Origin of the sequence: Leclercia barmai, from assembly GCF_049312895.1 — a bacterium.
GTDB lineage: Bacteria > Pseudomonadota > Gammaproteobacteria > Enterobacterales > Enterobacteriaceae > Enterobacter > Enterobacter barmai.
In genome coordinates this window covers 929,581-941,551 of record NZ_JBMNWZ010000002.1, presented here as the reverse complement: position 1 = coordinate 941,551, position 11,971 = coordinate 929,581, and the positions used below count along the sequence as shown (strand labels likewise).

The window sequence follows — 11,971 nt, the reverse complement described above, 5'->3', positions numbered from 1 at the left end:
GCGCGCAGGCAAACTCAACAATCTCTGGCTAAAATAATAAGATACGCACCGTCAGCGAGGTTATTTTGCCGAACCCACCATTTAACTACCAACAAGATTTCGCCAGTACAAACTTTCGTGACCACCCTGAGCTCTACCAGGTAGGGCGGGGAGAGCAGGGCGTTCTGCTGGTTGAACCTTACAAAAGTGAAATCCTGCCCCACTGGCGATACAAAAATGCTGAGGTTGCGACAAAATCTGCGCAGGAAATTTACGCGCTTTTTGAGCAGTACCGCCAGCAAGACGATTTCGTTGGTATGGATATGGCCAGAAAATTTATCCAGATGGGGTATACCCGCGCCAGACGCTACGCCAACCATAAAGGCGGAAAAAAGTACGATGATGAACGCAATGTTCGTCCCTTAGATCACGATCCTGTTAAAGCCGAAGCGGCAAAAGTGTTCAAAGGATGGTGGGATAAAATTCGTGCTGATGAAGATTATTTACAGAGAAAACAAGCGCATCAAAAAAAGTGGGGATGATGTTATGGCCTCCGGTATTGCCCGTTTTATGATGCGTCTCACAAAATCAAATGAAACATAATAGAAACATTTTTTTTACCTAACGTTAAATTTTAAATCTGGTTTTACTGGAATGGGTGCAATGGCCCGCAATGTAAGACAGGGGATTTAAAATGACAGAAACCGTAGCAAGTACAGATACGGATAGTAATAAAAGTGCAGACGGCGATACTCGCCACAGGATTTGGGCAATCGTCGGTGCCTCTTCAGGCAATCTGGTTGAGTGGTTCGATTTTTACGTTTACTCGTTTTGCTCGCTCTATTTTGCCCATATCTTCTTCCCATCAGGCAACACCACTACCCAATTGCTGCAAACCGCAGGCGTTTTCGCGGCAGGCTTTCTGATGCGTCCGATTGGCGGCTGGCTGTTTGGCCGAATTGCCGATCGAAAAGGGCGAAAAACCTCCATGCTGATCTCCGTCTGCATGATGTGTTTTGGCTCACTGGTGATCGCCTGTCTGCCCGGCTATGAAACTATCGGCACATGGGCACCCGCATTACTGCTGTTGGCGCGTTTGTTCCAGGGGCTCTCCGTCGGGGGAGAATATGGTACAAGCGCGACATATATGAGTGAAGTCGCAGTGGAAGGACGTAAAGGTTTTTATGCCTCCTTCCAGTACGTGACGCTGATAGGTGGCCAGTTGTTGGCGATCCTGGCCGTGGTGATCCTGCAACAGGTATTGAGTGATGAAGATCTCCGTGCCTGGGGATGGCGTATTCCCTTCGCGCTCGGCGCCGTGCTTGCTGTTGTGGCACTGTGGTTACGCCGTCAGCTGGAAGAAACGTCGCGAAAAGAGGTGAGGACGTTAAAAGAGGCGGGCTCATTTAAAGGCCTATGGCGTAACCGAAAGGCCTTTTTGATGGTGCTCGGCTTTACGGCTGGCGGCTCGCTCACCTTCTATACCTTCACCACCTATATGCAGAAGTATCTGGTCAACACCACAGGTATGCATGCGAACGTGGCGAGTATGGTTATGACGGTAGCGCTTTTTGTCTTTATGCTCATTCAGCCCATTATCGGCGCGCTGTCGGATAAGATTGGCCGTCGTAGCTCAATGCTGATTTTCGGCGGCTTGTCGGCGTTATGCACCGTGCCCATTCTGACCGCTCTCCAGCATGTTTCATCTCCTTATGCCGCTTTTGCACTGGTTATGGGCGCGTTGATTATTGCCAGTTTTTACACCTCTATCAGCGGTATTCTTAAGGCTGAGATGTTCCCGGCTCAGGTGCGTGCCCTGGGGGTTGGGTTGTCGTATGCGGTGGCTAACGCGCTCTTTGGCGGCTCGGCGGAATATGTCGCCCTGTCATTAAAATCGATGGGGAGTGAGACGATCTTTTTCTGGTACGTCACGCTAATGGGAGCGCTGGCCTTTATTGTCTCTTTGATGCTGCACCGAAAAGGCAAAGGTGTTCGTCTTTAGTGCTCGGCCAGTTGCCAGACGGCATAGCCGGTCGACGCACCGGCTATGTCCCACGCAAAATCTTTCCAGCTCCAGCCGCTTCCCTCCGGGCGGCTGTCCCAGAGCTCTTTTGATGCTCCCAGACTAACCGAAAACATCAGGCCGTAGACAGCGCTCCGGTCGCGGCTATACCCCTGACGTTGGGCATATTCATTTCCCGCAGCCGATAGCATCGCCGAGGCTAAAAAGTGTTGCGCCTTGTCCTGACCAGACCAGCTATCCTGAGCCATATGGCTGCATCCGCACAGAACCAGACAGCCTGTTAACAGGAAATAACGCACAACGACCTCCATAAAAAAGCCCCGTCAATGACAGGGCTGAAAATTACAGGATGCGGCTAATCAACCGGTCGATTCGAATACGACGTAAACGGCGAATAAGCTTACGTACTTTCACCGGATAGTCAGCAATACTTTGCAGATCGCGATAATGATTAACCACCGTGGTGTGGGTGCGGATCAGTTCCAGCTCACGCTCGCGCGAAGCGGCCAGCTCCTGGCGTGGATCGTGGATCAAAATGGCATTTTCGAGATCCAGGCGCCAGGCACGTGGATTGAGGTTGTTACCGGTCAGCAGCATCCACTCATCGTCAACCCACATCCCTTTCAGGTGATAGCTGTTGTCTTCATCTTTCCACAGACGCACAACCAGCTGATCGGTATTCACATAATACTGCAGGCGGCTCAGGAAGCGGCGCAGGTTGATCTCATACAGATAAGGCAGGGCGCCGATGATCTTAAACGGCTGATCTTCCGGGATGAAGAAATCGTTCGCGGTTTTGTCGCCAACGATAATTTCCACTTTCTTACCGTCGCGTAACAGCTGGATGATATTTCTCACCAGCACGGCCGGCAGGTTGAAGTAAGGTGTGCAGATGGTCAGCTTATGCTCGGTGCATGGCATAAGATGGAAGATGGTTTTATTCAGCAGGCTGGATTTGCCCAGGCCCACCAGCGGGGTCACCGCAAGCTGTTCATTATCCGCATCACCCTGGAAATGGAACATGGCATCGCGCAGTTCCTGACGGAAAAGACGGATGTCGTTTTTGATCTCCGGGCTTTTTGGTCGGTTCGGATCGTCAAGACGATTTACGCCGCGGCCGTGTACCAGATTCTGATCCACCCACTCAAACATGACGTCAGCCATGCGGGCATTGCGCACCAGGTGATAACGATCGTAACGGTATTTATCCAGCTGATGCAGGTAGACATCGTTCAGGCTCGCGCCGCTATACAGCACGCTGTCATCGATGATAAAGCCTTTGAAGTGGAGGACGCCAAGGGCTTCGCGGGTGTTAACCGGTACGCCATACACCGGCACGTCTACGCCCGGGTTTTCCTGCGCCATGCGACAGTACCAGTCGGCATTGGTGTTGGCCGCAGCCGCGCCAATACGACCGCGCTGGGCGCGATGCCAGTCGACAAGAATGCGGACATCCAGTTCAGGACGCTGACGTTTGGCCTCGTAAACGGCGCGTAAAATCGCGCTGCCGCCCTCATCCTGTTCAAGGTATAGAGCAATAATGCAAATACGATGCGTTGCGCTGGCAATTTTTTCCAGTAGCGTCTCCCGAAAATCGGCGGGAGCATAAAAGAACTCTACATCATCAACTGACTGAGAAATCTTCGGTAGTTGAGCAAGGTGTTGTTGATGTTTATTACGCTTAAATTTTGACAACATCACAGTGCGTTTCTTCTCTGTTCATTGAAGGATTATATGTACTATGCAGACAACAGAAGCGGGCAATCATACCACCAGTGCCGTTTAAAGTGGTCAACATTTCCAGTACCTTACTCTTGTTTACCTGCTGGCATCAGCTGCAGGGTCAACCCGACGATCCCATCTTCAAGCTGAATATCAACCGCAAAGCCCAGTTTTCGCGCCAGGGCGATCATGCCGCGGTTGTTAGGCATAGTAATGCCGTTGAGGCGGATGAGTCCGTGATCGCGCGTATAGCCAATCAGCTTTTCGAGTAACCGTCTTCCCAGCCCGAGACCTTTCAGATCGGAGCGGACAAGCACCGCAAATTCCGCATCAACGTTATCCGGATCGGAGATGGCACGTGTAACGCCGAGGATCTCATCGCCCTCATCAGTGCGCCGGACGGCAACAAAAGCCATTTCCCGATCGTAGTCGATCTGCGTCATATTGGCTAAATCTTCATGGGTAAATTCATTGATTTCGCTAAAGTAGCGGTAGTACAAATCTTCTTTGGTGACCTGAGCGATAAAGCGCTGAAGCTGCGGTTCATCTTCCGGGAGAATAGGGCGGAACAGCGACAGCTCGCCATTTTTCATCTCTACCCACTCTTCCAGCTGATGCGGATAAGGTCGGATAGCAAGCCGGCTTTCGCGATCGCCGGTATAGGCCGCTACATCCATTGTGACATCCAGCGCCGTCAGTTCGCTGCCTGATACCAGTAAAGGGTGAATGTCCAGACGCTGGATCTCCGGGCTATCGACAATCAGGTTCGATACCTGCACCAGAAACTGGCTCAGGGCGGCGATATCCAGTGGTCGTAAGGCGCTGCGCCCGCGGATCTTTTTACTCTTGATGGCCTGGATCACCAGATAGCGCGCCAGGTTCATGTTCAGCGGCGGCAGGGCAACAACCGCCTGCTCTTCAGGACGCCACTCCACGCCCCCTTCGCCCAGCATGATCAGCGGCCCGAAGACCGGATCGTGCTCCACGACTACCCGCAACTCCTGCGCGCCCGCACGGTTGGCCATGCTTTGCACCAGCAGGCCGTGGATCCGCGCCTGAGGCCAGGTCATTTTGACGCGATCGATGATGGCGTCCGCCGCCTGCTGAACTTCCGCCGCGGTACGCAGATACAACATCACCCCCTGGACTTCGGACTTGTGCGGGATATCAGGTGAACGCAGTTTCAGGGCAACCGGATAACCGATTTGCTCGGCAATATGCACCGCTTCCGCACTGTCGCTGGCAATCCAGGTAGGCAGGGTATGCAGGCCATAGGCGGTGAGGATCGGCTGTACTTCATGGGTATCCAGCGAACGCGCGCCATCATCAATGGCACGTTGTAACAGGTCATGGGCATGACCCGTGTCGGCCGTCAGATTCCCCGGCAGGGCTGGCGTCTCCCGGAGCTGTTTCTGATTACGCCGGTATTCCACCATATGCATAAACGCGGTGATGGTGCCTTCCGGGGTACGGTAGGTGGGCAGTCCCGCCTCGCTGAAAAGACGTCGCGCCTCCTGGGACGAGAATTCGCCGCACCAGTTGGTCAGAAGCGAAACGTATTTTCCACGCGGATGCTTTTTCACGATATCAATCAGCGCACGGGCGCTTTCGCTACCCGGTGCCACGGCGCTAGGAGAGTGAATGACCATCAGGGCATCAAAATCCTGGCTATCCAGCAGAATATTCAGGGCGCTGAGATAGCGCTCGCTGCTGGCATCGTCGCGTAAGTCGAGCGGATTACCGGGTTCCACGCCGGGCGGCAACGCCTCACGCAGGCGCTGCAGGGTCTCTTCGCTGAGCGTGGCCAGTTTCCCGTTTCGCAGCCAGAGTTCGTCCAGCGCCAGCGCTGCCGGTGCGGCACCGTTGCTGATGATCATCAGCCGTTCACCCCGAAGCGGACGCATATGGCTGAGCGTTTCGACCGCAGAAAAGAGTTCGTGGGTATCCTGAACGCGAAGCAGGCCGGCGCGCTGGATAGCGGCATCCCATGCCGGATCCATCCCGGAGTGGGAGTGCAACAGACGCTGGGCGGCAGGGCTGCGTCCGCTTTTGATCACCAGAATCGGTTTGTTGCGTGATGCGCTGCGGGCCGCGGAGACAAAGCGCCGCGCGTCGCTGAGATGTTCAAGATAGAGCAGGATAGCGCTGGTTTTGGTGTCCCGCGCCAGGAAATCCAGCAGCTCATCCACGTCAATATCCAGGCCATCGCCCAGCGCGATGAAGTAAGAAAAGCCCATCTCGCGCTGCTGCGCCCAGTCGAGGATGGTATTAGAGACCGCAGCCGACTGGGAAATGAAGGCCAGTTTGCCTTTACGTATTGGAACGGGAGAGAAGCTGGCATTCAGCCCCTGCCACGGTGCCAGCAGGCCCAGACTGTTTGGCCCCAGAAGCCGCATCTGGTATCGCGTAGCGCAGGCCAACAGCTCCGCCTGCTGCTCTGGGGGCGAAGAGAGAATAATGCAGGTTTTACAGCCCTTTTTCCCCAGCGCTTCGAGCAGCGCAATATTGCGTCTGGCATGGGTACAGAGCACCGCAAGATCGGGGATGAAGGGCAGGCTGTCCACGTCCGGCCAGGCAAGCACCCCCAGTACCGCTTTATACGCGGGAGTTACCGGCAGTATCGGGCCATTAAAGCCGCCAGCGAGCAGGTTACGCATCATCAGATAACCGGCGCGCTCGGGTTTCATCGACGCGCCAATTACGGCGATGGATTTAGGGCGGAGTAAGGCTTCTAGCCCGCGCTGGCTCATACAGATCTCCTGAAAGGGCGAGTGACCTGATGATTTTAAACGCTTTCCGGCTCGGCCGCTGTGATGCTTCCCTTATGAATGGTTTTTCCCGCCAGATAGCGTTCGCGAAAACGCGAGAAGTGATCGCCCAGCGCGCTCGCCGCCTGAACATCTCCCGCCAGATCCAGCAGGGCAATAGCCACTTCGGCAGTGCAGTACTGGCCTTCGGCATGGGCTTCACGCAGTCGATAAGCCGAGACGCGTGACAAATCGACGGAGATCACCGGCAGGGCATCCAGATATGGGCTCTTGCGAAACATTTTGCGCGCCTCGGTCCAGGTGCCGTCCAGCATGATGAACAGCGGCGGTTTGCCGTAGGAGGGCTTAGTCATCACCTGGCGCGTCTCTCCGGCGTAAGAGGCCGGGAACACCACCATCGGTTGGTAATCGGGGCTGGCAACCAGATCGAGCAGCGCCTGAGGCGGCTCGGTGCGTGACCACTGGAAGGCGGCGGTATTGGGTAAGATATCGGCGATGAGACGTCCGGTATTGCTGGGTTTCATCGGCTCGGTATCGAACATCACCAGGCAGAAACGGCTATCGGCATGGCTGGGAGTCAGGGTCGCGCACAGGCACTGCTTAAGCGGCAACAGGCAGCGCTGACAGCGACGAATGCGGTTACCACGGGCAAGAAAAGGGCGGGTCGCACGCGCCAGGCGTTCGGCGCGCAATTGCAGTACGGCGTTATCAGTCATGGGAGAGAGCGCAGAAAAAACGCCATTCTCGCAGAGGCGAGAGCGGGGCACAAGTTACGTGCCCCGGAATATCAGAGGGATTCGTTCAGCCAGCTGTCAAACGGGGCTTTTGGAACGGCGCCATTCAACATATCGACGACTTCACCATTTTTGAAAATCATGATGGTCGGAATACTGCGAATGCGGAAGCGGGCGCTTAGCTCGCGTTCGGCTTCGGTGTTCACTTTCACGAAACGCATTTTACCGCTACGCTCTTCAGCGACATCTTCAAAAATGGGCGCAAAGTTACGGCACGGGCCGCACCAGGGTGCCCAGAAGTCGACAACAACCGGCAGATCATCCTTCAGCAGTTTATCCATAGTTTCGCCGGTAGCATTAATCACGTCACCATCGAACAATTCATGACCGCAGCGTCCGCATTTTGCTCCATCATCAATTCGATCATCCGGAATGCGGTTAAGAGCCTGGCAGTTGGCACATACGGTATTCATAACTAACCTCAGGTAGAGCAGGGGGACAAAGCGGCAGGATGCCGGTTATGTTTCTAAGATGTTACATATTATCAACGACACTGTTTGAAACGACAATGCGTTTTATTCAATGAGAACAATAGTCACAGGCTTTTATACGAAGTAATGGCTATGCGCGGGGACATCGGGTAATCTGCGCGCTTCGCGCAGCGCTGGTGGAGAAAAGCATGAACGACGAACTGAAAAACAAAAGCGGCAAGGTCAAAGTGATGTATGTCCGCAGTGATGATGACTCTGATAAACGCACCGAAAATCCGCGTACCGGAAAGGGTGGCGGGCGTCCAGGGCCATCTCGTGCAGACGGTGGCCGTCGCCCCGCCCGCGATGAGAGAAACAGCCGCGGTGATGACCGCAAACGCGACGATCGTAAACGTGACGACCGCAAGCGTGATGATTTCAAACGCGACGACTTTAACCGTGACGCCTCACCGTGGCGCACCGTTTCCCGCGCGCCGGGCGATGAGTCTAAGGCGCCTGTCGATCACGGCAGCATGGCCGATAAACCGGTTATCGATCCGGAAGTGATCCGCCGTCAGCGTGCGGAAGAGACGCGCGTCTATGGCGAAAACGCCTGTCAGGCCCTGTTCCAGAGCCGTCCTGATTGCATCGTGCGCGCCTGGTTTATCCAGAGCGTGACGCCGCGTTTCAAGGAAGCGCTGCGCTGGATGGCGGCCAACCGCAAAGCCTACCACGTGGTAGATGACGCAGAGATCACCAAAGCGTCCGGTACTGAGCACCACGGCGGTGTCTGCTTCCTGATCAAGAAACGTAACGGCACCACCGTTAAGCAGTGGGTCAGCCAGGCGGGCGAAGATGACTGCGTGCTGGCCCTGGAAGACGTAGGCAACCCGCATAACCTCGGTGCCATGATGCGCAGCTGCGCCCATTTCGGCGTCAAAGGCGTTCTGTTGCAGGATGCTGCTCTGCTGGAATCCGGCGCGGCAATTCGTACTGCGGAGGGTGGCGCGGAGCACGTTCAACCGATTACCGGCGACAGCGTTCTGGAAGCGATTGAGCAGTTCCGTAAAGCGGGTTACGCCATTGTGACCACCTCCAGCCACAAAGGCACTACGCCGCTGTTTAAAGCGACGCTGCCGCGTAAGATGGTGCTGGTACTGGGTCAGGAGCGTGATGGTCTGACTGACGCGGCACTCTCCAGCGCCGATCTGAGCGTTTCTATCGATGGCACCGGCAATGTTGAGAGCCTCAACGTATCCGTTGCGACCGGCGTTCTGCTGGCGGAGTGGTGGCGTCAGAACAAAGCGTAATTTCGCTTTATTCGTAGGCCCGGCAAGCGTAGCGCCGCCGGGCAATGCGCCGGGTGGCGGCTTCGCTCTACCCGGCCTACAACAACTTATTATTCGCTTTCAGCCGGTAATTCCGGCATCCAGTCAATCGGCTTTTCGCCCTGTTTTTCCAGCCACTCATTCGCCAGCACAAAATGATTGCAGCCAAAAAAGCCGCGATGCGCTGACAGCGGTGACGGGTGCGGCGCTTTCAGCACGTGGTGGCGCTGAGTATCAATAATCGCCCCCTTCTTCTGTGCGTGCGATCCCCAGAGTAAAAACACCACGCCTTCACAATGCTGGTTAATCAGGCTAATGACTTTATCGGTAAACGTCTCCCAACCGAGGCTGGCATGGGAATGGGCCTGCCCGGCGCGAACCGTCAATACGGTGTTAAGCAGCAGCACACCCTGACGCGCCCAGCTTTCCAGATAACCGTGAGCTGGTCGGGTAAAGCCGGGGATGGAGGCTTCGAGTTCTTTATACATGTTCAGCAGGGAAGGGGGAATGCCAACGCCCGGTCGCACAGAAAACGCCAGACCGTGTGCCTGACCCGGCCCGTGATAGGGGTCCTGCCCCAGGATCACCACTTTGACATCGGCGAGCTCGGTAAAACGAAAGGCGTTAAACACATCTTTCTGAGGCGGATAGATGGTGATGCCGTCCTGACGTTCGGCGGCAACCGTGTTCAGGGTATTAACGAAGTAAGGCTGTTTTTTTTCATCGGCCAGCACATCGTGCCAGGTTAAAGATGTTGTCATCTCGCTCTCCTGCGAATTTTCTCTCCCCCTAGCTTAACTGCTTATGTCGGGGGAGCAAAATTGACGGCGGAGAAAACGCTATCATGCTGAAAAATATTTAAAATTTACAAAATTATTTTAAATCAGGCTTGGGTGAAAATTGATATAAAACAATAATGTCCCTCTATCACCCTTTTGCTGGTGTGGTTTTTGTTGATTTAAGTCAAGGAATGGCGGGGGCTTGGCTGATATATATACACTCAAGCAACAATGGTTTTACCAATTGCCCTGACGAACGGGGCGACACCCAATATTGTAGTTTAAGGGAGGCATCACATGATTACTGGTATCCAGATTACTAAAGCTGCAAACGACGACCTGCTGAACTCTTTCTGGCTGCTGGACAGCGAGAAAGGCGAAGCGCGCTGCGTATGCGCAAAAGCAGGCTTTGCTGAAGACGAAGTGGTTCAGGTTAACGCCCTGGGCGAAATCGAATATCGCGAAATCCCGATGGAAATCAAACCGGAAGTCCGCGTTGAAGGCGGTCAGCATCTGAACGTTAACGTGCTACGTCGTGAAACGCTGGAAGATGCCGTTAAGCATCCGGAAAAATATCCGCAACTGACCATCCGTGTTTCTGGCTATGCAGTACGTTTCAACTCACTGACTGCCGAACAGCAGCGTGACGTTATCGCGCGTACCTTTACCGCCAGCCTGTAATCCTTGCCAGCGTAATAATAAAAAAGCCGGGTTTTAACCCGGCTTTTTTTTACTCTTCTTTCTGAGTTTCTGGCGCGCTGCCAGCAGGCTTACGACGCTTGCCTACGTTTTTAGTATCACGGTGGCGCTGCTTCACGCGCGGTTTCTCTTTTTCTTTCGCCTTTTTCTCGGCGCGTTTCGCGAGCACTTTCTTGGACGGTTTACCCGTCATTTTTTCGCTTGGCGCACGGGTGCTCGGACGCAGTTCGTCGACCACGCGGGCTTTCAGCGGCTCGTCAACGTAGCGACCAATTTTCTGCAGCAGCAGATGGTCATGCGCCTCGACCAGCGAAATGGCGGTACCTTTACGACCAGCACGACCGGTACGGCCAATGCGGTGCAGATAGGTATCCGCAGTGCGTGGCAGATCGAAGTTGAAGACGTGGCTGACATCGGGGATATCGATACCGCGCGCCGCGACGTCGGTCGCCACCAGCACGTTCACGCGGCCATCGGTCAGACGTTTGATGGCTTCGTTACGCTTAATCTGCACCATCTCACCTTCGAGATAGCAGTTATTGATACCCGCTTCACGCAGCCAGGTCGCCAGCTCATGTACACGCTCGCGCTTGCGTACAAAGACGATAGAACGCGTGGCTTCCGGCTGTTTCAGCAGGTGGATCAGCAGGGCTGTTTTATGCTCAATGTCATCGGCACGGTAATACCACTGATGGATCTTCTTGCGTTCGCGCGTTGACGGAGTAGCAGACACCTCAACCGGATCTTCCAGCAGACGCTCGGCAAAATCTTTAATCGCATCGCCTTCCAGCGTTGCGGAGAAGAGCATGGTCTGCTTGCGCCAACGGGTTTCACCGGCGATGTGCTCGATATCCTGCGCAAAGCCCATATCCAGCATACGGTCGGCTTCGTCAAGGATCAGCGTTTCGACCGCACGGCAGTCGAAGTTCTCTTCTTTAATGTATTGCAGCAGACGCCCGGTCGTCGCGACGACGATATCCTGGTTCTCACTGAACACTTCGGCGTGGTTCATATAGGCCACGCCGCCGGTAATGGTTGCGATATCCAGGTGGGTGTTCTTCGCCAGCTCACGCGCGTGATCGGCAACCTGCATCGCCAGTTCACGGGTCGGGGTGAGGATCAAAATACGCGGCGGACCTGATTTTTTACGCGGAAAATCCAGCAGATGCTGCAACGCAGGCAGCAAATAGGCTGCCGTTTTACCCGTGCCGGTTGGCGCTGAACCGAGCACGTCACGGCCCTCCAGTGCAGGCGGAATAGCCGCTTCCTGAATAGCGGTCGGGCGTGTAAAGCCTTTTTCCTGGAGCGCGTCCAGAAGGCTTTCGTCGAGTTCAAGTTCGGAAAATGTCGTTACAGTCATGTTCTACCTCTGTGTGGGGCGCTGATTATAGACGTTACGGCTGCAATCTTCATCTGTTTGTGTGGATATCCCTTTTCCGTCGTTGCGCTTTCACCTATGCTACACCCGT

General features: G+C 54.7%; 11 protein-coding genes. 4 read left to right on the top strand and 7 right to left on the bottom strand.

Going from position 1 to position 11,971, the window contains the following annotated elements; translation table 11 throughout:
• Positions 1–65 precede the first annotated feature (65 nt).
• Together ACOYA6_RS12715 and ACOYA6_RS12710 are read left to right on the top strand one after the other, a co-directional pair.
• Positions 66–521 carry a DUF4385 domain-containing protein gene (locus ACOYA6_RS12715; protein WP_039029779.1) on the top strand — a complete coding sequence of 152 codons (456 nt, stop codon included), beginning with the start codon at positions 66–68 and terminating at the stop codon, positions 519–521.
• A gap of 152 nt (positions 522–673) precedes the next feature.
• Positions 674–1,981 (top strand): MFS transporter, encoded by a 1,308-nt coding sequence (locus ACOYA6_RS12710; RefSeq protein ID WP_422654788.1) that lies wholly within the window; start codon positions 674–676, stop codon positions 1,979–1,981.
• Here the strand turns inward: ACOYA6_RS12710 and ACOYA6_RS12705 are convergent.
• The 5 genes from ACOYA6_RS12705 to trxC form a co-directional block, all read right to left on the bottom strand.
• The gene (locus tag ACOYA6_RS12705) at positions 1,978–2,313 is read right to left on the bottom strand and encodes a YfiM family lipoprotein (RefSeq protein ID WP_171029952.1); all 336 of its coding nucleotides are present in this window, start codon (positions 2,311–2,313) and stop codon (positions 1,978–1,980) included. The two genes, ACOYA6_RS12710 and ACOYA6_RS12705, sit on opposite strands and share 4 nt — an antisense overlap.
• Positions 2,314–2,344: 31 nt before the next feature.
• A complete protein-coding gene (gene pssA / locus ACOYA6_RS12700) occupies positions 2,345–3,700 on the bottom strand; it encodes a CDP-diacylglycerol--serine O-phosphatidyltransferase (RefSeq protein WP_039029777.1) in 1,356 nt (451 codons plus the stop codon).
• Positions 3,701–3,810: 110 nt separating this feature from the next.
• A complete protein-coding gene (locus tag ACOYA6_RS12695) occupies positions 3,811–6,474 on the bottom strand; it encodes a bifunctional acetate--CoA ligase family protein/GNAT family N-acetyltransferase (protein ID WP_039029776.1) in 2,664 nt (887 codons plus the stop codon).
• A gap of 35 nt (positions 6,475–6,509) precedes the next feature.
• On the bottom strand, positions 6,510–7,208 hold the full coding sequence (gene tapT / locus ACOYA6_RS12690) for a tRNA-uridine aminocarboxypropyltransferase (RefSeq protein WP_039029775.1): 699 nt from the start codon (positions 7,206–7,208) through the stop codon (positions 6,510–6,512).
• 71 nt (positions 7,209–7,279) lie between these two features.
• Positions 7,280–7,699: a thioredoxin TrxC gene (trxC, locus tag ACOYA6_RS12685; RefSeq protein ID WP_039029774.1), complete on the bottom strand. Its 420-nt coding sequence runs from the start codon at positions 7,697–7,699 to the stop codon at positions 7,280–7,282.
• Positions 7,700–7,905: 206 nt separating this feature from the next.
• On the opposite strand from trxC, the gene ACOYA6_RS12680 reads away from it, so the two are divergent.
• Entirely contained in the window at positions 7,906–9,006 is a 1,101-nt protein-coding gene (locus ACOYA6_RS12680; protein ID WP_039029773.1) for a tRNA/rRNA methyltransferase, read from the top strand.
• 89 nt (positions 9,007–9,095) lie between these two features.
• On the opposite strand, the gene ung is transcribed toward ACOYA6_RS12680, so the two are convergent.
• Complete coding sequence (gene ung, locus ACOYA6_RS12675) at positions 9,096–9,785, bottom strand: uracil-DNA glycosylase (protein WP_138369732.1); 690 nt, start codon at positions 9,783–9,785, stop codon at positions 9,096–9,098.
• Positions 9,786–10,100: 315 nt separating this feature from the next.
• On the opposite strand from ung, the gene grcA reads away from it, so the two are divergent.
• A complete protein-coding gene (gene grcA, locus ACOYA6_RS12670) occupies positions 10,101–10,484 on the top strand; it encodes an autonomous glycyl radical cofactor GrcA (protein ID WP_039029771.1) in 384 nt (127 codons plus the stop codon).
• A gap of 49 nt (positions 10,485–10,533) precedes the next feature.
• Here grcA and srmB read toward each other — a convergent pair whose 3' ends face one another.
• Entirely contained in the window at positions 10,534–11,862 is a 1,329-nt protein-coding gene (gene srmB / locus ACOYA6_RS12665; RefSeq protein ID WP_422654787.1) for an ATP-dependent RNA helicase SrmB, read from the bottom strand.
• Positions 11,863–11,971: the final 109 nt, after the last annotated feature.

Coding starts and splice junctions, on each gene's coding strand:
- trxC (WP_039029774.1), bottom strand. CDS start 7,699: ATGAATACCGTATGTGCCAACTGCCAGGCTCTTAACCGCATTCCGGAT.
- tapT (WP_039029775.1), bottom strand. CDS start 7,208: ATGACTGATAACGCCGTACTGCAATTGCGCGCCGAACGCCTGGCGCGT.
- pssA (WP_039029777.1), bottom strand. CDS start 3,700: ATGTTGTCAAAATTTAAGCGTAATAAACATCAACAACACCTTGCTCAA.
- ACOYA6_RS12705 (WP_171029952.1), bottom strand. CDS start 2,313: ATGGAGGTCGTTGTGCGTTATTTCCTGTTAACAGGCTGTCTGGTTCTG.
- ung (WP_138369732.1), bottom strand. CDS start 9,785: ATGACAACATCTTTAACCTGGCACGATGTGCTGGCCGATGAAAAAAAA.
- srmB (WP_422654787.1), bottom strand. CDS start 11,862: ATGACTGTAACGACATTTTCCGAACTTGAACTCGACGAAAGCCTTCTG.
- grcA (WP_039029771.1), top strand. CDS start 10,101: ATGATTACTGGTATCCAGATTACTAAAGCTGCAAACGACGACCTGCTG.
- ACOYA6_RS12680 (WP_039029773.1), top strand. CDS start 7,906: ATGAACGACGAACTGAAAAACAAAAGCGGCAAGGTCAAAGTGATGTAT.
- ACOYA6_RS12710 (WP_422654788.1), top strand. CDS start 674: ATGACAGAAACCGTAGCAAGTACAGATACGGATAGTAATAAAAGTGCA.
- ACOYA6_RS12695 (WP_039029776.1), bottom strand. CDS start 6,474: ATGAGCCAGCGCGGGCTAGAAGCCTTACTCCGCCCTAAATCCATCGCC.